At 69.2% G+C, this 22,881-nt stretch carries 17 protein-coding genes; 10 read left to right on the top strand and 7 right to left on the bottom strand.

Annotated elements, in window-relative coordinates; translation table 11 throughout:
* Positions 1 to 15: 15 nt before the first annotated feature.
* From creD to FSZ13_RS04485, 4 genes are all read left to right on the top strand, one after another.
* Positions 16 to 1,335, top strand: coding sequence for a cell envelope integrity protein CreD (creD, locus tag FSZ13_RS04500; protein ID WP_145478196.1), 1,320 nt, complete (start codon positions 16 to 18; stop codon positions 1,333 to 1,335).
* Between the two features lie 140 nt (positions 1,336 to 1,475).
* Positions 1,476 to 7,046, top strand: coding sequence for a dermonecrotic toxin domain-containing protein (locus tag FSZ13_RS04495; protein WP_145478195.1), 5,571 nt, complete (start codon positions 1,476 to 1,478; stop codon positions 7,044 to 7,046).
* A 68-nt stretch (positions 7,047 to 7,114) separates the two neighbouring features.
* A complete protein-coding gene (gene gltX / locus FSZ13_RS04490; protein ID WP_145478194.1) occupies positions 7,115 to 8,518 on the top strand; it encodes a glutamate--tRNA ligase in 1,404 nt (467 codons plus the stop codon).
* A gap of 14 nt (positions 8,519 to 8,532) precedes the next feature.
* Positions 8,533 to 9,018 carry a Fur family transcriptional regulator gene (locus tag FSZ13_RS04485; protein ID WP_145478193.1) on the top strand — a complete coding sequence of 162 codons (486 nt, stop codon included), beginning with the start codon at positions 8,533 to 8,535 and terminating at the stop codon, positions 9,016 to 9,018.
* A 208-nt stretch (positions 9,019 to 9,226) separates the two neighbouring features.
* On the opposite strand, the gene FSZ13_RS04480 is transcribed toward FSZ13_RS04485, so the two are convergent.
* From FSZ13_RS04480 to FSZ13_RS04465, 4 genes are all read right to left on the bottom strand, one after another.
* Entirely contained in the window at positions 9,227 to 10,390 is a 1,164-nt protein-coding gene (locus FSZ13_RS04480) for an HlyD family secretion protein (protein WP_145478192.1), read from the bottom strand.
* An 8-nt stretch (positions 10,391 to 10,398) separates the two neighbouring features.
* Complete coding sequence (locus tag FSZ13_RS04475; protein WP_145478544.1) at positions 10,399 to 12,078, bottom strand: MFS transporter; 1,680 nt, start codon at positions 12,076 to 12,078, stop codon at positions 10,399 to 10,401.
* Positions 12,075 to 12,641, bottom strand: a complete 567-nt coding sequence (locus FSZ13_RS04470) for a TetR/AcrR family transcriptional regulator (protein ID WP_145478191.1) — start codon at positions 12,639 to 12,641, stop codon at positions 12,075 to 12,077. Before FSZ13_RS04470 ends, FSZ13_RS04475 begins: the two co-directional genes overlap by 4 nt.
* Before the next feature lie 157 nt (positions 12,642 to 12,798).
* A complete protein-coding gene (locus FSZ13_RS04465) occupies positions 12,799 to 14,997 on the bottom strand; it encodes a TonB-dependent receptor (RefSeq protein WP_428999967.1) in 2,199 nt (732 codons plus the stop codon).
* Between the two features lie 160 nt (positions 14,998 to 15,157).
* Here FSZ13_RS04465 and FSZ13_RS04460 point away from each other — a divergent pair, with 160 nt between their 5' ends.
* Entirely contained in the window at positions 15,158 to 15,571 is a 414-nt protein-coding gene (locus FSZ13_RS04460) for a MerC domain-containing protein (protein WP_145478189.1), read from the top strand.
* A gap of 108 nt (positions 15,572 to 15,679) precedes the next feature.
* Positions 15,680 to 15,862, top strand: a complete 183-nt coding sequence (locus FSZ13_RS04455) for a 30S ribosomal protein THX (protein ID WP_145478188.1) — start codon at positions 15,680 to 15,682, stop codon at positions 15,860 to 15,862.
* A 110-nt stretch (positions 15,863 to 15,972) separates the two neighbouring features.
* On the opposite strand, the gene FSZ13_RS04450 is transcribed toward FSZ13_RS04455, so the two are convergent.
* Genes FSZ13_RS04450 through FSZ13_RS04440 form a run of 3 tightly spaced genes read right to left on the bottom strand, consistent with a single transcriptional unit; the run spans position 15,973 to position 19,238 of the window.
* Complete coding sequence (locus FSZ13_RS04450) at positions 15,973 to 17,232, bottom strand: ectonucleotide pyrophosphatase/phosphodiesterase (RefSeq protein WP_145478187.1); 1,260 nt, start codon at positions 17,230 to 17,232, stop codon at positions 15,973 to 15,975.
* Between the two features lie 52 nt (positions 17,233 to 17,284).
* Entirely contained in the window at positions 17,285 to 17,776 is a 492-nt protein-coding gene (locus FSZ13_RS04445) for a methylated-DNA--[protein]-cysteine S-methyltransferase (protein WP_145478186.1), read from the bottom strand.
* 4 nt (positions 17,777 to 17,780) lie between these two features.
* Positions 17,781 to 19,238, bottom strand: a complete 1,458-nt coding sequence (locus FSZ13_RS04440; RefSeq protein WP_145478185.1) for a DNA-3-methyladenine glycosylase 2 — start codon at positions 19,236 to 19,238, stop codon at positions 17,781 to 17,783.
* Positions 19,239 to 19,448: 210 nt separating this feature from the next.
* On the opposite strand from FSZ13_RS04440, the gene FSZ13_RS04435 reads away from it, so the two are divergent.
* The 4 genes from FSZ13_RS04435 (at position 19,449) to ubiM (ending at position 22,869) form a co-directional block, all read left to right on the top strand.
* Positions 19,449 to 20,549: a hypothetical protein gene (locus FSZ13_RS04435; protein ID WP_145478543.1), complete on the top strand. Its 1,101-nt coding sequence runs from the start codon at positions 19,449 to 19,451 to the stop codon at positions 20,547 to 20,549.
* Positions 20,550 to 20,610: 61 nt separating this feature from the next.
* A complete protein-coding gene (locus FSZ13_RS04430) occupies positions 20,611 to 21,141 on the top strand; it encodes a DUF4019 domain-containing protein (RefSeq protein ID WP_145478184.1) in 531 nt (176 codons plus the stop codon).
* A gap of 21 nt (positions 21,142 to 21,162) precedes the next feature.
* On the top strand, positions 21,163 to 21,564 hold the full coding sequence (locus FSZ13_RS04425) for an MAPEG family protein (RefSeq protein ID WP_145478183.1): 402 nt from the start codon (positions 21,163 to 21,165) through the stop codon (positions 21,562 to 21,564).
* 87 nt (positions 21,565 to 21,651) lie between these two features.
* Positions 21,652 to 22,869, top strand: coding sequence for a 5-demethoxyubiquinol-8 5-hydroxylase UbiM (ubiM, locus tag FSZ13_RS04420; RefSeq protein WP_145478182.1), 1,218 nt, complete (start codon positions 21,652 to 21,654; stop codon positions 22,867 to 22,869).
* The last annotated feature ends 12 nt before the right edge of the window (positions 22,870 to 22,881 follow it).

The following is a 22,881-nucleotide window of genomic DNA, read 5'->3' as shown; positions in this document are numbered from 1 at the left end:
AACCGAGGACGGGTGATGAAATCCCTTCAGATGCTGTTGCGGTTCGCCATCGTGGGCGGACTGATCCTGTTGCTGCTGATTCCGCTGATGATGATCCGCGGCGTGATCAGCGAACGCGAGTCATATCGCGACGAGGCCTACCTGCGCGTGGCGCAGGGCCGTGCCGGCGCGCAGACCCTCACCGGCCCGATCCGGGTCGTGCCCTGGACGGAAACCCGCCAGGTGGAAGTCGTCGACGCGGCCGGGACCAAGAAGGTGGAAACCCAGGTCGAGCAGAGTCATTGGCTGCAGATGCCGTCCAAGCTGGTGGTCGATGGCGGCATGGTGCCGGACGAGCGCCGGATCGGCCTGTTCCGGGTGCCGGTGTACACCTGGAAGGCAAAGGTCAGCGCCGAGTTCAGCGATGACGACTATCCGGTCAAGGCCGGTCGGGTGTACGGCACGCCGTACCTGGCGGTGGGCATCGCCGACGTCCGCGGCCTGGTCGGCTCGCCGGAGCTCAAGGTGGATGGCCACGCACTGACCCTGCAGCCGGGCGTCGGCGAGGTCAGCGGCATCGGCAAGGGCCTGCACGTGCCGCTGCAGGGCTTCGCCGACACCGCCGGTGGCCTGCTGGCGGCCAGCAGGGTGGAGCTGTCGCTGGTGCTGGATGGCACGCGGTCGCTGGCGGTGGTGCCGGTGGGCGACGACAGCCGCATCGCGATCCGCTCGCCGTGGCCGCACCCGCTGTTCGGCGGCAGCTTCCTGCCCAATGAGCGCCAGGTGGGCGAGAACGGCTTCGAGGCACAGTGGGCGGTGTCGTCGCTGGCGTCGGAGGCGCAGCGCCAGCTGCGCGGCAGCGCTGACGTGGAAGCGGAAACGGTCAGCGTGGAGCTGGTCAATCCGGTGGACATCTACACCCAGGCCGACCGCGCCAGCAAGTACGGCATCCTCTTCATCGTGCTCACCTTCGTCGGCTTCATCCTGTTCGAGCTGATCAAGCGCCTGCGCATCCACCCGCTGCAGTACCTGATGGTCGGCCTGGCGCTGGCGATCTTCTTCCTGCTGCTGTTGAGCCTGTCCGAGCACATTCCGTTCTGGGTGGCCTACGTGGTGTCGGCCGTGGCCTGTATCGGACTGCAGGCGGTGTACCTGTCCGGCGTGCTGCGCAGCTGGCTGCGCGGCCTGGGCTTTGCCGGCATGCTGACCGTCCTCTACGGCGCGCTGTACGGATTGCTGGTGTCGGAGAACAACGCGCTGCTGATGGGCTCGCTGCTGTTGTTCGCGGTGCTGGCGACGGCGATGTGGGTCACCCGCCGGATCGACTGGTACGAACTTGGGGCGAGCCTCAAGTAGGCGGCGCTGACGTATTTCGCCATCCCGCACGACGCTTCCGGCTTCGTGTGGGACCCCCAGGCGCTGCTGGGACAAGGACAGGGCTGGTAACCGCGCTGGATCGCGCTAGGTTCCAGCCCTCGTCACCTCACCACACGACCATGGCGAACCTTACGTTGTCCCCGGTGGGCCGTGCTGGCAGCGCACCGGCCTGTCCGTCGTCCCCGCCATCGTCGCGCCGTCGGCCTGCCGCCACCCCGGTCTCGATCCGCAACACGCCGCCGTGCGCACCGACGCGCAGGCTGTGGCTGGACGGCATACCGCGCGCCGAGCTGGACGCGCTCGCCGCTGCCCTGCGACAGGGGCCGCTGGACGCCCATTTCTTCCTGACCCTGCAGCCGCACTTCCATCGCACCGCGCTGGCCGCGCCGATGGCGCAGGGGTTGGTGGACGATGCGCTGGACCGGTTGCTGCCCGCCGGGCTGCCCGCCGCGCAGCGTGCCGCCTGGGGCAGCAGCCTGATGGCATTGCTGACCCTGCCACGGGTGGACTGGGAAGTGCAGTGCGCTCCGTTGCGCGCACTGCTCACCGACGCGGTTGCTCGCCGCAATACGCTGCTGCAGGCGATGCGCGACGCCCTTTACCGCCCGCTGGACCAGCCCCGACGCGAGTGGAATGCGGCACTTGATGCCGAGCGCTCCCTCGGCATGGCCGACGCCCGCGAGGTGGCGCAACGTATGTGCAGCCTGTCGCCATCGCGTCAGCGTGACGTGGTGCGCCAGCAGCTGCGCGACTGGATGCCGACGCTGCTCCCGGCGCAGGTCGACCGTGCGGTGGCACAGGCCGCTGCCGCCGCCGCGCTCAATGGCGCCTGCATCGATGCACGCAGCGCGCTGCCGGCGCTGTTCGACGGCGTCGATGACGTGGGCGTGCCGTTGATCGGCGATGGCCAGCGCGCCCGGATACTGGCGACGCTGGACCAGCTGGCCGGCGGTCCGCCAGACCCCTTGCTGGCCACCCAGGGCGGCCACGGGGACCGGCTGGGCCGGTGGCTGTTGTCGGTGGCCGACCGTACAGCCATGGCCACCACGGCGCGCCCCAGCCTGCGCCGCGCACTGGGCGATGCGGTGCTGTTCGTTGCCGGGCTCGCGCCTGGACTGAAGGCGCTGCGTTGGGCGCAGGCGGGCACTGCGTTGCCGACACCACGTGAAGCGCACACCGTGACCATGGCCGATGCCCCGCCAGCGGTGGCGTCGGGCGCATCACGGCAGGGCGGCCGCAGCATGCTTGCGATGGCCGCAGGTCTCGTCGGCGGCGGGCTGGGCGTGGCGACGCTGGGCTGGCGCTGGGCATCCGGCGACACGCAGGTCATTGCGCCCACGGGGGATGCGCAACCGTGCCGGGCGCCCGAGCCGGAACCGGACCCGGCGCGGGTGCACGAGCGGACGCGGCACGTAGTGCGGCTCCTGGACGCCGTGATCGACCGCGACGGCGAGGGATCAATCTGGGACGTGCTCTGGCAACGCGTGCACCACAACGCAGGGGGCGATGCGACGTCGTTGCGCGGCACCGTGGCCACCCTGCTGGAGTCCAACGAGGTCGCACGCGAGGTCATCGACGCGTTGGACGGACTTCCGCCCGCCGAGGGCAGTGTGCGTGTGCGCCGCGCGCTTCGCCCCCTCCCGATGCCACGCGGTGGCGGCGAAGGCCTGGATGCCACCGAGCGCGACCGGCTCGACGCGGCCACCCGCCTGCTGGTCGACGTGGCGCAGCAGGCGCCGCCGCCGGGCGCAGCCGCGCTCGCGCCGCCGGCGGGCGTGGACCTGGCGGTAACGCGGTCGCGCATGCTGACCTGGGTGCAGTCGATGGGGCGCAACGCCAGCGAGCAGCACCAGCGCCTGACCGCGGCCTGGCGCCACGTGGTGGCCTCGGAGCGGGCGCTGACCCTGTCCGCCGCCGCGCTGCCGAACCTCGACACCGACCTCGCGCGGCAGGTCGCAGCCGAGCTGCTCAACGTTACCGGCCAGGTTATCGACCCCACCACGATCTACCTCAATACCTTCCAGGTCAGCCAGCAGTGGCGCGCCTGGGAAGCCGGCCAGCTGCGCCCGCCCGGCGCGTTGTTCCGCAACCAGCACCGGCTGCTCCCGCCCGACCGGCGGGTACGCAGCGGGCTGGTCAGGACCCACACCCTGGTGGGCGCGGCACTGCTGCCGGTCGACGCCGACACGGGTCACGCCGGGCTCTACTACCGCTGCGTACCGGGAACCTACTTCCCGGTGCAGGAGTGCCGCGAGCTGACCCTCGATGAATTCAGGAAAGTGCAGGGACGAGATTACCTGGGCGCTTTCCGTCGCCGCTACGACACGTGCCTTGAACAGGCCTGGCATGGTCGACCGACGCCGGGTTCGGAAGGGTTCGTATCGGGCATCGGCCGGCGTCTTGCGGGCACGGCGGTGCTGTTGAACGCAGCGGGCCAGCTCGGTGACGAAGCGGCCGCAGCGGTCAAGGTGCTGACCGACTTCCCGGCCCGTTTCGATCTTGCCGAAGCGGCCAACGGCCGCGCGCTGGCCCTGCCGGGCTGGCAGATCGACGTGCACGCGCTGGCCGCCAACGACCGGGGCCATGCGGTTCCGCTGCACGGGGTGCTGTTGGTCACCGCGCAAGCGGCGGCGTCGCCGCAGGCGCCGATCACGCTGGTGATCAGCACCACCCGGATTCCGTTGATCGAGGCGTTCAACAGCAGCGACGCCGCGCTGCAGCAGCTTGCCGACGAGGTGCGTCACCAGTTGCCGGTGCGCGTGGCGGTCAACGGGCACGCCCGCTGGCAACAGGGCGCGCTGCCGGTGGTGAAGGCCTATGGGATCGACGGCGACTTCCGCTGGGCCTTGTTCATGCAGGCGCTGGAGCTGCGGCATGCGCAGCTGCGCGCCGCCGGCCTGTCATCGCCATGGCAAATCCGCGAGGCCTTCAATGCGCTCGATTCGGCGCTGGCCCTGCCGTACCTGCCGGTGCCCGTGTCGGTGCTCGCCGCGGCAGGCGAGCTGGCGGCGCTGGACATGGACGGTCTGAACGCGCGCAGCGCGGCGCACTGGACGGCGCGCTTTCCTCCGGGCACGCCGGGCGCGCTGCGCAATGCCGGCATGGACGGTGCGCGCTGGCTGCACGCGCTGAGCGCCGGCCGCAGCCTGGTCGAGCACGCCTACCCCCTGCTGGTACCGTTCGTCCAACAGCGACTGGATGACGAAATCATGCGCCGTTACCGCACCGCGTTCGACAGCAGCTGTTGTTACATCGTGTCCTTCACGGACGGGTACCCAAGCGACCAGACGCGCAGCGGGTGGGTCCACAACCGGGCGCAGAAGCAGGCGGCGGCCAGCTTCGCCGACTGTGCGATGACCCGCGCGGCGGGCTTTGACGATACCCCCGGGCGCCTGCTGGGCCTGTACACCAGCAGCGACAGCGCGGTGTTCGACGAGAATAGCGAGGTGGTGGGGCTGGACGCATCACAGCTGTTGTCGATGGCGCGCGAACTGGATGTGCAGGGCGACTACCTGCGTGCGCTGGACCGGTTCTGGCAGCAGCATGCACCGGCCGTACTCACCACCTTGCGCGGCGGTTACCTGTACGGCTGCGCGCAACAGCATGCCGACGGATCGCTGTCCGCGCGCGGCATGCAGCTGGCCCTTGGTGTGTTCGGCACAATGACCGCGGCCGAGTCGCAGGATCCGTCCTACCAGCCGGCTGCGAGTGCCGGTGTACGCACCGGCTGGCTGCAGGTGCATGGCATCGCCTCGACCGTACTGCACGTCGCCGACGAGGTGGGGCCGGAGGTATTGCTGTACTTCCCCAACGACCGCAACCGCTTCCATGAGTTCGCCAGCGGGGCCGACATGATGGGCTGGATCGAACGCGCGGCGGGCACCGACGCCGGGCGGCAATGGCTGGAGACCGCGTTCGACCTGGCGGACCTGCAGGATGGCTGGATGTCCAACGGCGTGCATACCGCGCTGGGTGCCGGCACCCAGGCGATTTTCGGACACGGTGGCGCGGTGGTGCCGATCAGCGGCGAGGTGTCGCAGGCCCTGCTGGCGCGGCTGCGGCAACGCGCGCGTCGCGATGCGCAGACCCTGATGACTTCGGAGTGGGAAGCGTTCCGGGGCCGCTGGATGCCGCGGCTGGAGCGCTGCGAGCAGGCGATGGGCCTGGTCGCCCTGCTGGTGCCCGAAACGCTGCCGGTTGTGGCGGTACTGTCGGCCCTGCAGCTGGGGGGAGGTGTGGAACAGATGGTCGACGGCGATACGCCTGAGCAACGCCGTGCTGGCGCCGGCACGGCGGTCGGCGGTGCAGTCGGCCTTGCCTTGTCAGCTCCGCTGGGCACCGCGCGACTGGCGGCGGTGGCCGCGCGCGATGGTTCACGACTGCAACCGGAGATACAGACGGCAGCATGGGAGCAGGTGGATGATCCGCTGGCGCACCTGGCCGAGCGTTACGCCCGGCCGGTGGCGCTGTCCGGATCGCGCGCCGCGGACAATGGCGTGCACGACTACCTGGGCGAGCGATACATCCACCAGGGCGGGAACTCATATGAGGTGGCCTTCGACCGGGCCCATGGCACCTGGCGGCTGCAGAATCCGCAGCCGGGCAGCTTCTACCACCAACCGGTACGACTGAATGCCGACGGTGCGTGGGAACCCCACAGCGACGTCGGGCTGCGCGGCGGCGCACCGATCAGCCGATCCAGCCGGCGCAGCCAGTCGGTTGAACGCAGCTATCGCGGTTCCCTGAATTCCCTGGTCGAACGCACCCACTCCCATTCGGTGGACAGCAGCTCACAGGATTTCCAGTGGGGCGTGAATCACTGGGAGCGGGTGATGACGCCGGAGCAGGCGCGCGACAGCGCCTCACTGGAGCAGATGAAGGAGCTGTTCGTGTCCGGCCACCTCGACCCGGTGCAGCAGGGCGCACTGTCGGTGATCATCGAGCGGCTGGACAGTACCCTGCGTGCCGAGCGCTACACGGTGGTCAACGAGGTGGTGCACGACTCGGTGTACATCGCCGGTGGCCAGTTCCTCCAGGCCTCCCAGGGCCTGCTTGCGGAAGGGACCGGTCTATCCGCAGCGGGCATGTGCACCGGGTTGTCGCGGATCGTGGCCACGGCGATGGGGCAGGGTGAAGAAATCCATGTACTGGAGCACCTGCGCCAGGCGATCCGGGAGCCTGACAGCCCCGCTGCCGCTGCAGTGCGCTCCCTCATCCGCGACGCGCAGGGCGCGGCCCTGCAGCCTGGCTCGATGTCGGCGGCATCGTTGATCCACGTCGATGCACTGGCCAATTTCCTTGCCAACACCGCGCGCAGCAGCCATTTCGTGTTCAGCGGCACGCAGCACAGCATGGCCTGCGGCGTGAATGTGCTGGACAACGGGCGGCGCGAATACCTGCTCTACGATCCCAACTTCGGGCTGATGGTGTTCAAGAAGCTCTCGCGCTTCAACCAGTGGGTGAACAACCTGTTCGGGTCGCGCTATTTCAGCCGGCTGTCGTCGCGGACCCTGGGCGACGCCAACGCCGAGACGCTGGCTGAAATGTACGGCGCGATCCCGACCCCGGGCAGCCAGCGGATGCAGTTCCACCTGCGCCAGATCCACCCGGAACGGATGCAGGAACAGGCCGCCGCGCGCGGCTGGACCGCGCTGTACGAGCACGTCCGGTCGGCGGGTGGAGGAACGTGAACGCCCCGGCCCCCAATGCCGGCCGGGGCAGGTAAAATCGTCCCGATTCCCGTTCTCCCGAGCCCCCCATGACCTGCCGCACCCGTTTCGCCCCCAGTCCCACCGGCTATCTGCACATCGGTGGCGCCCGCACGGCGCTGTACTGCTGGCTGGAGGCGCGCCACCGTGGCGGGGAATTCGTGCTGCGCATCGAGGATACCGACCGTGAACGCAGCACCCAGGGCGCCATCGACGCGATCCTGGAGGCGATGGAGTGGCTGGGCCTGAACTACGACGAAGGCCCGATCTACCAGACCCAGCGCGTGGCCCGGTACAAGGAAGTGGCCGAGCAGCTGATCGCCGACGGCAAGGCCTATTACGCCTACGAGACCCGCGAGGAGCTCGATGCGATGCGTGAGGCGGCCATGGCGAAGCAGGAAAAGCCCCGCTACAACGGCGCCGCGCGCGAGCTGAACCTGCCCTACCGCGACGATCCGAACCGGGTGATCCGCTTCAAGAATCCGCTGGAAGGCACGGTCGTGTTCGACGACCTGATCAAGGGCCGCATCGAGATCGCCAACAGCGAGCTGGATGACATGGTGATCTTCCGCCCGGACGGCTTCCCCACCTACAACTTCGCGGTGGTGGTGGACGACTGGGACATGCGCATTTCCGATGTCATCCGCGGCGACGACCACATCAACAACACCCCGCGCCAGATCAATCTGTACGAAGGCATCGGCGCGCCGGTGCCGAAGTTCGGCCATATGCCGATGATCCTGGACGAGCAGGGCGCCAAGCTGTCCAAGCGCACCGGTGCGGCCGACGTGATGCAGTACAAGGACGCCGGCTACCTGCCCGACGCGCTGCTGAGCTACCTGGCCCGGCTGGGCTGGTCGCATGGCGACCAGGAGCTGTTCAGCCGCCAGGAGCTGATCGACCTGTTCGACGTGACCAACTGCAATTCCAAGGCGTCGCGCCTGGACATGGCCAAGCTGGGCTGGGTCAACCAGCACTTCCTGAAGACCGGAAGCCCGGCCGACATCGCCCCGCACCTGGTCTACCAGCTGAACAAGCTGGGCCTGGACCTGGGCGCCGGCCCGGCGCCGGCCGACGTGGTGGTGGCACTGCGCGACCGCGTGCAGACCCTGAAGGAAATGGCCGAGAAGGCGGTGGTCTGGTACCAGCCGCTGGTCGAATACGACGAGGCGGCGGTGGCCAAGCACTTCAAGCCGGGCGCGGAACTGGCGCTGGGCAAGGCCCGGGAGCTGCTGGCGGCGGCCAGCGAGTGGACTGCTGAAAGCGTGTCGGTCGCCCTGCATGACGTGGCCACCGCGCTGGAGATCGGCATGGGCAAGGTCGCCCAGCCGCTGCGCGTGGCCATCACCGGCACCCAGGTCAGCCCGGACATTTCCCAGACCGTGTTTCTGGCTGGGCGTGAAGAGGCCTTGAAACGCATCGACGTCGCACTTACTAAAGTACCGACGGCCTGACCACAGGAGACCGCATGTCCGCCAAGACCGCTTGTACCGCTCCACACCATCACGTTCACGACGCTTCGGACTTCGTGAAGGTGGTGGAGCGCGTGTGCACGGAGCGCGGACTGCGGCTGACGCCGATCCGCGCCAACGTGCTGCGCCTGATCGCCGAGGCCGGCAAGCCGGTGAAGGCCTACGAGCTGCTGGAATGGGTGCGCAACGGGAAGGGCGTGGGCGCCGATGCCCCGCCCACGGTGTACCGCGCGCTGGATTTCCTGATGGCCAATGGTTTTGTGCACAAGCTGGAATCGGTGAATGCCTTCGTGGCCTGCCACCATCCCAGCAGTGCGCAGCACTCCGTGCCGTTCCTGATCTGCAACAGCTGCCACAGCGCGGTGGAGCTGGAAGACCGCGACATCGTCAGCCAGCTGGAAAAGCGCGCCAAGGAGCTGGGCTTCCAGCCGCAGGCGCAGACGCTGGAAGTGCACGGACTCTGCGCCCGCTGCGCGGGGTGATGCAGCTGCCGGGGTTGATCGGCAATACGGCGCCGGTCGCGCGGGTAATGATGAAGATGCTGCGCTGACGGTAGGGTCGGTTCCCAAACGACCGCCGATAAAGGTGCAGGGTCCGGTAACGCATGACCTGCAACGAAGGCGCGGCTCCGGCCGGGGTCATGCGTCCAAGTGCCGATCAACCGGGTCGGCGGTCGTTTGGGAACCGACCCTACCGGTCCTTCGGGGCAGTGTTTACCCGCACCACCACGGACATGCCGGGGCGCAGGCGCGGCGCCAGTTCCTGGTCCGGGTCGATTGCGATTCGCACCGGCAGCCGCTGGACCACCTTGGTAAAGTTGCCGCTGGCATTGTCAGGACGCAGCACGCTGAACTCCGAGCCGGTGGCCGGGGCGATCTGCTCGACCCGCCCGCTCAAGCGCTCGCCGTCGAAGGCGTCCACCGAGAAGCTGGCCTCCTGGCCGATGCGCATCTTCCAGGTCTGGCCTTCCTTGAAATTGGCCACTACCCATAGCGCGTCCGGCACCAGGAACAGCAGCTGTGAGCCGGCGGTGACGTATTGGCCCAGCCGCACCGACGCTTCACTGACCTGCCCGTCGCGCGGGGCATGGATGACCGTGTTGGCCAGGTCGATCCGTGCCAGCTCCAGCTGCGCTTTCGCCGTTTCCACGCCTGCTTCCAGGCCCTTGCGCGCCACCTGGGTGGAGGTCAGGGTTTCCTCGGCGATGCGGATCTGCGCCTGCGACTGCTGCACCGATGACTGCGCGGCCTGCGCGCTGGTGCGGAACTTGTCGCGGTCGTTGAGCGCCACCAGCTGCTGGTCGGCCAGTTCTTCATAGCGCTTGAGCTCGTTGCGCGACCGCGCCAGCTCCGATTGGCCTGCCGACAGCGCCGCCCGGGCCGCGCCGATCTGCGCGCGGTTCTGCGCCTGCGCCTGGTCGGAGTTGGCCAGTGCGGCTACCGCGCTGTCCAGGTTCGCCTGCGCCTGCGCTACTTTTTCCTTGTAGATGCGGTCGTCGATGCGCAGCAGCGGCTCGCCCTGTTTGACGTGCTGGAAGTCCTTGACCAGCACCTCGGTCACGTAGCCGTTCACCTGCGGCGCCAGCACGGTGATCTGGCCACGCACGTACGCGTTGTCGGTGCTGACCCACGTGGTGTTGAACGGCCACAGCGACCACGCGCGCAGGATCAGCGCGATGCCCAGCAGCGCCAGCACGATCATCACCACCACGCTGCGCGCGCTGGGCTTGAGGTACTTCGGCGCGCTGGGCGCAGCCGGGGCGGCCGCAGCACCGGTAGCTGCCGGCGCGGCATCGGTGGGCGGCGCGGGATTGACGTTCTCGGGCGCGTCGTCACGCGGCGGTGGAGTGGGCATATCGGGACTCATCGAGGGTCGACGCCCGCGGGCGTGATGGGGGAGGGGGCAGGCGGGTGGCGCTTGCGCCATTGCTTGAGCACGGCGGTCCGCACCGACAACAGCAGCAGCCAGCACAGGAAGCCGAGCGCGACCCGGCCGCTGAGCGAGAACACGTCATTGAAACCGCGCACGTTGGCTTCGCGGCGGGTGATCTGCGCCAGCTGCGCGGCGCCCTGCGCGCTGCGCTGCACCGGGTCGGTCAACAGCGGTGCGTAGAGCTGCTGCTGCAGTTTCATGCGCTGCGCGACCACGCCATCGGCCGGGTCGAGCTGGCTGACCAGCGCGCTGGAATAGACCTGCTCGCGGTGCAGCTGGTACGTGCCCAGTACCGCCGAGCCGGCCAACCCGCCCAGGGTCTGGGTGATCGACAGGGTGACCAGGAAGGTGATCATGTGGTCCACGCCCTGCTTCAGCGCCTGGGTGATGCCGAGCATGATCAGCGGACCCATGAACATGCCGGCGCCCATCGAGGCCAGGAACTGGCTGACGAAGAAGTCGTGCGGGCGGTCCTGGCTGGTGCGGCTCTGGTCGAGCAGGGCCGCACTGCCCAGCAGCAGGATCGCCATCAGCAGCTGCGGGATGATCCGCTTCGGGCCGAAGGTAAGGGAGCTGGCCGCGATGCCGCAGATCACCCCGGCCAGGATTACCGCGAACAACGGGCGCATCTGGTCCGGCCCCATGCCGAGCTGGCGCATCAGCCCGACCACCCCATAGGACTGTTCGGTGGTGAGGAAGCGGATCAGGAACGCACCGACGATGAAATGCAGCACCGGCAGGCTGGTCAGCCAGCGGGTCTGCAGCAACGGGTTGCGCCGGTAGTGCTCGATCAGGAACCCGGTGGTGGCCAGGGTGATCGAGGCTACCAGCGCCCAGCCCAGCCACGGGGTGTCCAACCACCAGCGCACGTAGCCCTGCGCCAGCACCACCACCAGCAGCCCGACCGCCGGCGCCAGCAGCGCGAAGGTCAGGAAGTCCATCGGCTCGAAGGCCTTGATCTGCACGCCGGGCGGAAGTTTCAGCAGCACCACCGCGGCGAACGCGCACAGCGCCAGCCCTGCCTCGAACAGGTACAGGTTGTGCCACTGGCCGGTGTCCACCAGCCCCGCCGAGACCAGCCACGCGATCGGAACGGCCATCTGCGAGATGCCCACCCCGATCACCAGCAGGTTGCCGGTAAAGCGGCGCGGCAGCGACTGCAGCATGTACAGGGTGCCCAGCGTGCTGCAGGCGGCGCCGGCAAAGCCGCTGGCGGCCCGCAGCATGACCGTGGTTTCGAAACTGCCGACCACCAGGTGCAGCAGCGCCAGCGCGGCGTACAGGCCCAGGCCGATTTCGGCGAACAGGCGGATGCCGTACTGCTGGCGGAACTTGAAGGCGAGCAGGTTGGCGGTGACGTTGACCATCGCATACGCCGCCACCAGCCAGCTGCCCTGCGCCGGGGTCAGCCCGAGCTGCCCCTGCAGGTAGGGCAGGTTGGCGCTGACCAGCGCATTGCCGAGGCCGCCGGTGATGCCGACCAGCAGGGCCACCAGGGCGTAGGCAACGCGGCGATGCGGCGGATGCCAGGGCATCGAGGCCGAACCGGGCAGGGTCGGCTTTTCGTGCTCTTCCCAGTCCGGAACGGGCTTGAGGTAGTCGGCCATCAGCCGGCCCCGTCGGTGGGTCCCTGCAGTCCGGCGCGCAGCAGTTGCAGGCCGCGCGTGGCCAGGCGGGCACGCTCTTCGCGGGTCTTGCCGCGCAGGGCAGCGCCGAGCATGCTGGACATGAGCGAGATGTCGGCCGGCTGCAGGTCCGGCCGGCACAACCCTGCGTCGATGGCGCGCTGGATCGGCGCCTTGAGCAGCCCCTGCACGGTCTGCCGCGCGGCCTTGATGCTGGGGTCGTCGGCATCCACCGCGCGCCAGTAGTCGGCCAGCGCCGGCGACGTCACGATGCGCGTGGCGATGCCCTGCAGCACTTCGAACAGGGCATCGTCGCGATCGCCAAGGCTTTCGAGCTGGCGCGCAATCCGCGCCACGGCACGGTCCAGCAGGGCTTCGATCAGTGCGGTGCGGTCGGGGAAGTTGCGGTACAGCGTGGCGCGGCCGACCTGGGCCTTTTCCACCACCAGGTCCAGCGGCGCGGTAACGCCATGCTGCCCGAACACCGCGTCCGCGGCATCCAGGATCAGGGCGCGGCGGGCAGCCGCATCGGCACGTTGACTTTGCATGCGCTAGTTTCGGACAGGAATGTCCGGAATGGAAGCCGGGCAGGCGATGCCGGTATGAGGCCGCTGTGCTTGGTCAACGAAGCGTGAAGCCAGCGCCCCGGCAAAAAAACGGGGGCCTTGCGGCCCCCGAAGATCAAACCCTGCACCCCAGTGGGGATCAGAAATACGCGCGGATGCCGAACGCGACGCCACGGCCGGGCAAGGGCGAGTAGTCGCGCAGCAGCGAGGTGTGCGCACGCGCCTCGCGGTTGGTCAGGTTGTTGCCGTCCAGGAAGACTTCGTAGCTGTTGCTGTCGCTGCGGTCCCAGCGGTAGGCGAAGTGCGCGTCGACCAGGGTGTAGCCGGCGCTGGGGTCTTCGTTCTGCGCGGTGTCCTTCTGGCTGCTGTAACGCACCGCACCCACCGAGGCCCGCCAGCCATCGCGCGACCAGCGCAGGTCGGCGCCCACGCGTGCCGGGGAGATACGCGGCAGGTACCCGCTGTTGGCCAGGTCCACGGTGTAGTTGTGGTCGTGGTCGCCATGCGGCACGGCGATGTCGACGCTGCGGCTGCCGCTGCCGCTGCCGTCCAGTTCGGCCTTCACGTAGTCGCCGAACACGCGCAGGTCCCAGTCGCCGCTGTTGCCTTCGAACAGGTGCACCAGGGCTTCGGCCTCGGCGCCCTTGAAGGTGGCGTCCTGCTGGGTCCAGAGGCGAACCGGCAGGCTTTCCACCACGCCGGTGTCGGCCAGGTAGATGAAGTCCTTGAACCTGGTCTGGTAGATGGACGCGGAGAAGTCGAGGCGGTCGCTGTGGGTGTGGATGCCCAGTTCCACGCGCTGGCCGCGTTCGGTCTTCAGGTTGGCGTCGCCGATTTCCAGCGAACGGGTGGCGATGTGCGCGCCGGCGGCATACAGCTCTTCGTTGGTCGGCGCGCGCTCGGAGCCGTCCACGCCGAAGCGCAGGTCGACCGCGTCGTTGAGCTTCCAGATGCCGGCGGCGGACAGGTTGGTGGCGTCGAAGGTGCGCGCGCGGTACTCGCCGGTCGGGTCGAGCTTGACCTGGTCGTGGCGGCCGCCGAGTTCGAGCTTGAACGGACCGAACTGCTTTTCCTGCAGCACGAACAGGCCAAGGTTGCGGGTGTTGGTGTCGGGCACGAAGGCTTCTTCGCCGCGCGCACCGAAATCGCTGTTGCCGAACTGCAGGCCGAAGGCGCCGTCCCAGCCGCCGATCTGCTGCTGCACCGCTTCCAGGCGGCCTTCGATGCCGCGGTTGGTGAAGCGGGTGGACGGCGTGCCGCCTTCCAGCTCCACGTGCTCGTAATCGGTGTAGGCGGTGCGCAGGTTGATGTTCTTCAGGAACGAGACCGGGTTGTAGATGCCACCCTTGGCTTCGAAGCGGTTCTGCACCATGTCGATGCGCACGTCATGCTCTTCGCCTTCTTCTTCCTCGTCGCCATGGTCGTGATCGTGATCGTGGTCATGGTCGTCGTCGGCATGCACGTGCGCGCCGTTGGGGATGCCGTAGTTGGTGCGGTAGGTGCTGGCCGAGGCACCGAAATAGCCGCCCTCGCCGAGCCAGGTGGCGCCGACGCCGCCGGCACGGGTGCGGATGGAGCTGTTGTCCAGGGTGCCGCGGCGCGGTTCGTCGGTGTCGCCTTCTTCGTGGTCGTGGCCGCTGTGGTCTTCGAGGCCGTCGATCACGGCGTAGCCGGGAATACGGTAGTCATCGCCATTGCGCACCAGGCCATCCACGTGCAGCACCCAGTTACCGTTGACGCCGTCGAGGCGGAACATGCCGCTGCGTTCGTCATTGACCGAGTTGCCGCGCAGTTCGGCGCGGCCGCTGAGCGGGCGGTCGGGCAGGTCGCGGGCGATGCGGCCGTCGACGACATTCACCGCGCCGCCGATGGCGCCGCTGCCGAACAGCAGCGTGGCCGGACCCTTGAGTACTTCGATCTGGTCGGCCAGGAACGGTTCGATGCTGGTGGCATGGTCGGCGCTCACCGTGGAGGCATCCATGTTGCCCATGCCATTGGAGAGCACGGCCACGCGCGGGCCTTCCTGGCCACGGATGATCGGGCGGCCGACGCCGGGGCCGAAGAAGGTGCTCTGCACGCCGGGCAGTTTGGCCACGGTGTCGCCGAGGGTGCCGGCCTTCTGTTCGTCCAAGCGTTCGCCCGCAAGCACGTCGACCGGGCGCGCCAGCGATTCGGCATCGCCCTGCAGCGGGGTGGCGGTGACCTTGACCTCGGAAAGTTCGGTCAGGTGGCGGTCACGCGAGGCGGCGTCGTCGGCGGCGAACGCCAGCGACGGGAGCAGGGCGGCCGCGAGCGCCAGGGACAGGGCGTGCGGCTGTAGGGTGCGGGAAGAGCGCATGGGCAGGGGATCCGTCGGTCGTATTGTTACAATGTATCAATGGTGGGGCGCGCCAATCCCTTGGGAGTGGGTATTGCCGGGGTGTGGCAGGGGGGAGGGAGTGCGCGTCGGGATTGATGTTATATTATTCCATATCGTTTCGCCGACCCTGCTGGAAGTCATGCCCCTGTTCCCCCGTCTTCGACATCTGCTTGATCGCTTCGGCGCCACCGGTTCGCTGCTGTGTGCGGTGCACTGCGCTGTGTTGCCGATACTGCTGGCGGCGGCGCCGTCGCTGGGCCTGTCGGTGTGGCTGGGCGACGGGGTGGAGCTGGCGTTGGTCAGCTTCGTGACCCTGCTGGGTCTGTTCAGCCTGGTGTGGGGCTACCGCCGCCACGGTGCGCTGCGCGCGCTGGGGTTCCTGATCCCGGGCCTGAGCGCGCTGTGGGCGGGGCTGCTGTACGCGCCACTGCACCATGCGCCGGTCCCGCATGCGGTGGTGATGACGCTGGGCGGTGTGCTGGTGGGCGTTGCCCATCTGGTCAACCTGCGGCTGAACCATGGCCACGTCCATGATGCGAGCTGTGCGCACTGAGGCGCTGTGGTAGGCTTTCCGATCGTGCGCGGGGGCGTCTGCAAGGACGGGCCCGCCGAACCCGTGCCAGCACGGGGTAATCAGATTTCAGACTAAGGAGTTGACGACATGGGTAAGGGTGACCGCAAGACCGCCAAGGGCAAGCGCTACAACGCCAGCTACGGCAATTCGCGTTCGCACGCGGTGAGCAAGGTGGCCGTGGGCGCAGCTGCGCCGGTCGCCAAGAAGACCGTGGCCAAGGCCCCGGCGAAGAAGGCAGTGGCCAAGAAGGCCGTCGCCAAGGCCAGCTGATCGCTCAGCCCGGTCCGACGAAAAAACGCGGCGCTTGCGCCGCGTTTTTTTTGCGCCTGGCTTCGTCGAACCGCATCGCATCCCGTAGAGCCACGCCCTGCGTGGCTGCTTCACCTCAGGGCAGGAAGCAGCGTTTCCGGGTTTCCGTCGTTCGGCGCGGTGGGGATGTCGAGCAGGCGGGTCATCAACGGGTAGACGTCGACATTGTCGAAGCCCGGCAACGTGGCGCCCTGTTTGAACGACGGGCCGCGCGCGATGAAGATCGCGCGCATCGAGGGCAGGGCGTTGTCGTAACCGTGCGAGCCGCGGTCGCCAGGCTCGCGCTTGGCCAGGCGCGAGCGATACAGCGCGTTCCAGCCTTCGTGCATCTGGCAGATGATCGGCGGAATGCGCGGATTGGAGCCGTATTCCCAGCGCGCCGGCAACGTCTGCCGCGTCCAGCAGTCGTAGTTCGCATGCGCACCCAGCAGGATCTTTTCCGCCTCGCGCTGCTTGCCCGGCAGCGGTGCGAAACCGATCGACTGGCCCTGCGAGACGTTGGTGGCGATGGCCGGGTCGATCATGTCTTCCACCGCGATGGACTGGCCGTCCGGCACGCTGGCCATGCCGTGATCGGACACCACGATCACATTCGTGCCTTCCTCCAGACCCCGTGCGGCCAGCCCGTCCAGCAGCTGCCCGATCGCCGTGTCCACCGCCACGATCGCCGCCGCGTACTCGGGCGAATCCGGTCCGTCGTGGTGCCCGGCCTTGTCGACCTGCTCCATGTACAGCGTGACCAGGCGCGGTGCATCGGCATCGGTCTGCGCCACCCAGGCCAGCACCTGCTCCACCCGCGCCGACAGCGGCACGCTCGGGTCGTACACCCGCCACTGGCTCGGGCGCACGCCCTGGATGGCCGCCTCGCTGCCCGGCCACGACCACGTCGCGCTGCGCACCCCTGCCTTCTCGGCGCCGACCCAGATCGGCTCGCCGCCCCACCAGCGCGAGTCCGTCACGGCCTCGGGCAGGTTGACCTGGAAACGGCCCAGGCGCTCTTCCTGCATGCTGTTGTGGATGATGCCGTGATGGTTCGGGCGAAGCCCGGTGACCAGCGTGTAGTGGTTGGGGAAGGTGAGCGACGGATACGACGGCGTCATCCAGCGCGCACGCACGCCGTCGTGCGCGATGCGCGACAGGTTCGGCGTGATGCCGCGGTCGAGCATGTCCGCGCGCAGGCCATCGATCGACACCAGCAGCAGTTTCGGCGTGCGTGCCGCAGCGGGGGCGGTCGGTGCTGCGGCCACGGCGGGCGGCGTGGACGGGGCGCTGGCACAGCTGGTCAACGCGAGGGCGGCGGCAAGCGCCAGCGAAAGGCGGACGGAAATCATCCGTCCATGATAGTTCGCCGCAGTGACGCAGCGAAGACAACCAATGGCACGGTCAGGCGAACAACGGCTGCGTGCGCGCTTCCAGTGCCAGCAGCGCCGCCTTGGTTTCCAGCCCGCCGCCGAAACCGGTCAGCGCACCGCCGCTGCCGATCACCCGGTGGCAGGGCAGTACGATCGGCAGCGGATTGCGCCCGTTGGCCGCGCCTACCGCGCGGCTCGCGGTGGGGTGGCCGATGTGGCGCGCCAGCTGCACGTAGCTCCAGGTCTCGCCGAACGGAATGTCGGCAAGCGCCTTCCAGACCCGCAACTGGAACGTCGTGCCATGCGGTGCCAACGGCAGGTCGAACCCATTGCGTTCGCCGGCCAGGAACTGCAGCAGCTGCGTGCGCGCCTCGCGCAGCGCAGCGGCGTCGCGCTGCCAGCGGTCGCGACCCTTGGCGTCGTAGCGGTTGTTCTCGAACAGGATGTGGTGGATGCCCTGGCTGTCGCCGGCTACGGTCAGTGCGCCGATGGGGCTGTCGAAGGTGTCGTAGAGCAGGTTCATGCGGTTACTCCGAAGCGGACGTGGCCAGGTGCCACAGGTGCAGCACGGCGTAGGCACGCCAGGGCCGCCAGGCCTGCGAACGGGCCTCGGTGGCGCGTTCGCCCAGCCGCGTGTCGCCGCCCAGCACCTGCTGCAGCACCAGGTCGCCGGCGGGGAAGGCATCGGGCAGCGCAAGCGCGCGCAGCGCGATGTAGTGTGCGGTCCACGGCCCGATCCCGGGCAGCGCCACGCAGCGTTCGATGAAATGGTCCAGGCGCTGGCCGGCGGCGAAATCCAGCCGGCCTTCGGCCACCGCCGTGGCCACCGCACGCACCGTCGACGCGCGCGTGCGCGGCAATCCGATCCCTTCGAGCGGCGCCTCGGCCAGCTGCGCCGGGCTCGGGAACTGCCGGTCCAGGCCCTCGGGCATGCCTGCCAGCGACGTGCCGAAGCGGTCTACCACGCGCCGGGCCAGGGTGATCGCTGCGGCCACGCTGACCTGCTGGCCCAGCACCGCGCGCACCGCGACCTCGAAGCCGTCCCAGCCACCGGGCACGCGCAGTCCCGGTCGCGCGGCGATGCCGCGTGCCAGCACCGGGTCCTGCGCGAGCGTGGCGTGCACGATGCGCAGGTCGGCGTCGAGATCGAAGATGCGTCGCACGTTGCGCACGATCCCGGGAATCGCGCGTGGATCGACCTGGCCCAGCTGCAGCAGCAGCTCCGGTCGTTTCGGATCGGCGCTGACCCGGATCAGCGATGGGCGATCGGCCGGGCCGATGACGCGCTGGTAGCTGCTGGCGTCGATCTGTTCGATGCCCGGAATGCAGCGACGGCGCAGGAACGCCAGCATCGCCGGGAAGTCCAGTGGCGGCCGGTAGCCCAGGCGCAGGGTCAGCGCGCCTTCGGCGAGCGCGCCACGCTGGCGGCGGATCGCGGTGGGCGGCATGCCGCAGCCGTCCACGAACGCCGCGTTGAAACGGCGCAGGCTGTTGTAACCGGCCGCCATCGCCACGTCGGTCACCGGCAGCGCGGTTTCGGTCAGCAGCTGCTTGGCCAGCAGCAGGCGGCGGGTCGCGTGGATCTGCGCCGGCGCGGCGCCCAGCCGGGCCACGAACAGGCGCTGCAACTGGCGCGCGCTCAGTCCCAGCCGCGCGGCCAGCGTGCCGACCGCCGCGTCCTGCAGGTAGCCATCGTTGATCAACGCCAGGGCGCGCTGCAGGGTCTCGTTGCTGAGCGCGTCCTGCGCGTCCGGGGCCAGCTCCGGGCGGCAGCGCAGGCAGGGGCGGAAGCCGGCGGCCGCGGCCGCGGCCGCGGTGGGGTAGTAGTCCACGTTGGACGGCTTCGGCGCGGGCGCCGGGCACACCGGCCGGCAGTAGATGCCGGTGCTGCGCACGGCGGTGAAGAACACCCCGTCGAAGCGCGCATCGCGGGCCAGGCGGGCGCTTTCGCAGGCGGCGTAGTCCAGGGGCAGGGCGGTGTCCATGGGGCCCAGTCTATGCGCCTGGCCGGGGGCAGGCTCGCCATTTTCGGACAGCTATGCAGGCCGCCGCCCGCGCGGTTCAGGACAGGTTGTCGCGCCGGCGGCCGCGCGCACTAGACTGTGCCTTCATGTGCCGTTTTCGGCGCGCCTCTGTCTGGAAGCCGGGTGTCCAAGCTGCTCAAGTCCTGCGGGTTGTTGCTGTCGTGCCTGGCCATGGTGGCCTGCAGCCAACTGGAAAATCCCGGCAACGTCACTGCGGCGGACAAGGCGGTGCGGGCACAGACAGCCGACGGCGACCACATGGTGTCGATCAACGCCGCCGATGCGCCGCCCGCGCCGCCGCCGCCGCCGCGGCGGGGCGACCAGGGCTGGCCCGAGGTGGCGCTGGACAACGGCAAGGCCTGGATCAGCTGCGACACCGAGTACGCCGACGCTGCCGGTGACGGCGTGCCGCTGGAAGGGCTCGACCGCGCGCACCTGGAAGCGGCGATCGGGCCGTGCGTTGAACGCGGCCTGCTGCGCGTGCGCTACTCGGGCAAGATCAATCCCGGCTTCGCCGAACTGGTGGCCCGGGTCGCCCTGGTGGCCGACGCCCAGCAGGTATCGCGGCGCATCCTCGACCTGGATTCCAGCGGCGGCCAGGTGGAAGCAGCAATCGTGGCCGGGGACCGCATCGGCGAGACGAATTGGACCATCTGGGTGCGCGAAGGCTCGGTCTGCCACAGCGCCTGCGTGTTCGTGCTCGCGGCCGGCGACAACCGCCTGGTGTCGGGCAAGGTCGGCATCCACCGCATGATGCGGATCAGCTCCAAGGCCACCTCGCGTGCCGAGCTCAACCGCGAGCTCCACGAGGTGTATGCCAACGTCAAGGACTACCTGCAGCGCAACGGGGTGGCGGTGGGCGTGGCCGACCTGATGATGACCGTGCCCAACCGCAGCCTGCGCCTGCTCAGCAGCGACGAGCTGCGCCAGTTCGGGCTGGACGGCACCAACGCGGTGCAGGACGACCTGGAGCGGATCAAGCAGATGCGCAAGTGCGGCGATGATTTCGTGCGGCGCAAGGACGCATTCCTGGTCGCGTTCGACCAGGAGTGCAAGCGCGAGGGCAGCGAGCTGGAGGCGATCACCCGCTGCGGGCAGACCCTCAAGCAGCGGTTCGGCTTCCCGGACGCGACCTGCCCGGATGAAAGCCCGTTGTCGGAGATCGATGTGTCGATCCTGCTGCCGCCGAGCGACAAACCCCGCGACGCGGTCGCCGAGCGCACCGCCAGCGACGCCGACCAGCCGCCGCCGGAGGCGGCCGAACGCAACTGACGGACCGCTCACGGGGTTCCCGTACACTGGCCTGCAGTCCTCTGCCGCTAACGGTGTCCCGATGCGCGTTCCGCTGCTGCTGTCGCTGTTGCTCCCCGCCGTTGCCCTGGCCCAGACTCCGCCGCCGGCCACGCCTGCACCGGCACCGGCACGTCCGGTCCCCAGCGCACCGGCCGCACCGGCACGACCCGCGCTGACCCCGCAGCAGCAGGCGCAGGTGCAGAAGCAGGACGCCGAAATGGCTGCCGCTGGCCTGAAGGTCGCGCAGCTGGTCGACACCCAGCGTGCGGCGGAAGCCTGGAAGGGTGCATCGGCCATTGCCCGCCGCTCGGTGACCGAGCAGGCCTTCGTCGCCCAGCTCGACGCCGACCGCAAACGCCTCGGTGCGCTGCAGTCGCGCGGCCAGCCGGTGGTCACCCGGGTCAAATACGCCCCCGGTGCCACGGTTCCCGAAGGCCTGTACATCAACGTCAGCTTCCCCACCCGTTTCGCCAACAGCGCGCAACCGGTGCGCGAGCTGGTCTCGTTCCGCCTGGACGAAGACAGGGTCTGGCGCCTGGCCGGCTACAGCGTGCGCGCCGCCGCGCCCTGACCCAACAAGAAGGAGCAGCACATGGGTATCGAAATCAAGATGCTGGGCTGGGCGATCGTGCTGGGCTTGGTCCAGGTGATGCTCGCCGCCGCCGCGGTCACCCGCGAGCGCGGGACGGCCTGGAATGCATCGGCGCGCGATGGCACGCCGCCGCCGCCGGGACCGCTCGCTGCGCGCCTGCAGCGCGCACAGGCCAACTTCCTTGAAACGTTTCCGTTCTTCGCCGCCGCCGTGCTGGCGGTGGTGCTGACCCAGCGCCAGGACGGCAGCACGGCGCTGGCGGTGCAGCTGTACTTCTGGGCACGCGTGGTCTACGTGCCGTTGTATGCCGCCGGCATTCCCTACGTCCGCAGCCTGGTATGGGTGGTGTCGATGGTGGGCATCGTGCTGCTGCTGTGGCGCCTGCTGCACGGGCTGGCGTGAACCGCTGCCGACGCGTCTGATCCAGATCAAGGTGGTCCGCGCCGCGCGCCGTTAGGCTCGAGCGTGGACCAACATCGGGAACGGAACATGCCGCACACGCACGGGATCGAAGCAGGCGCGACACAGACCGCCGCCACGTCGGTGGATGTGGTGGTGGTCGGGGCCGGGCCGGCCGGGCTGTGTTTCGTGCGCGCGCTGGCCGGTAGCGGCCTGCGCGTGGCGGTGGTCGAGCAGCAGCCGCGCGCGGAACTGGCCGAAGCGGCCTTCGACGGACGCGAAATCGCGCTCACCCATGCCTCGCGGAAGATCCTGGAGCGGCTGGGGCTGTGGGCGCGGCTGGATGCGCGGGAGATCTCGCCGTTGCGCGATGCGAAGGTGCTGGACGGCAGCTCGCCGTTCGCGCTGACCTTTGCCGCGGGACAGGAGGCGGGCGGCGACCTTGGCTGGCTGGTACCCAACCACCTGATCCGGCGCGCGGCATGGGACAGCGTGCAGTGCCAGGCGGGCCTTCAGATCCTGGACCAGTGCAGCGTGCGCGCCATCGTGCCGGGCCCGCTGCACAGCGAGGTGACCCTGGCTGACGGTCGTCGGCTGCAGGCACGGCTGGTGGTGGCGGCGGACAGCCGCTTTTCCTCGACCCGGCGCATGCTCGGGATCGGCGCGCGCATGCACGATTTCGGCAAATCGATGCTGGTGTGCCGCATGCAGGTCGAGGTGCCGCACCAGCACACCGCATGGGAGTGGTTCGGCCATGGGCGCACCCTGGCCCTGCTGCCGCTCAACGGCAACCAGGCCTCGGCGGTGATCACCCTGCCGCCGCGCCAGGTGGAGGCGCTGCTGGCGCAGGATCCGGTGCGCTTCGGCGAGCGCGTCAGCGCGTTCTTCGAGCATCGGCTGGGGGCAATGACCCCGGTGGCGCGCGCCATCGCCTACCCGCTGGTGGGGGTGTACGCCAACGCCTTCATCGGCGAGCGCTGCGCGCTGATTGGTGACGCGGCGGTGGGCATGCACCCGGTCACCGCGCATGGCTTCAACCTTGGCCTGCAGAGCCAGCAGCGCCTGGCTGCCGTGGTGCGGCGGGCGGCGCAGCGGGGCGCCGACATCGCCACGCCGGCCGGCCTGGCAGGTTATGAGCGGGGCCACCGGCTGGCGTCGCGGCCGCTGTATGAGGCAACCAATGCGATCGCCACGTTGTACACGGACGACCGCCTGCCCGCGCGCCTGCTGCGCCGGGCCGGACTGCGCGTGGCGCAGAGGGTTACGCCGTTCCGGCAGCTCATCGCCGCGCATCTGACCCAGCGGTGAGGCGCAGCGGGG

The organism is Stenotrophomonas rhizophila, assembly GCF_007667275.1.
In the GTDB taxonomy this organism is placed as follows: domain Bacteria; phylum Pseudomonadota; class Gammaproteobacteria; order Xanthomonadales; family Xanthomonadaceae; genus Stenotrophomonas; species Stenotrophomonas maltophilia_AE.
This window is presented reverse-complemented; position numbering and strand designations above follow the sequence as displayed.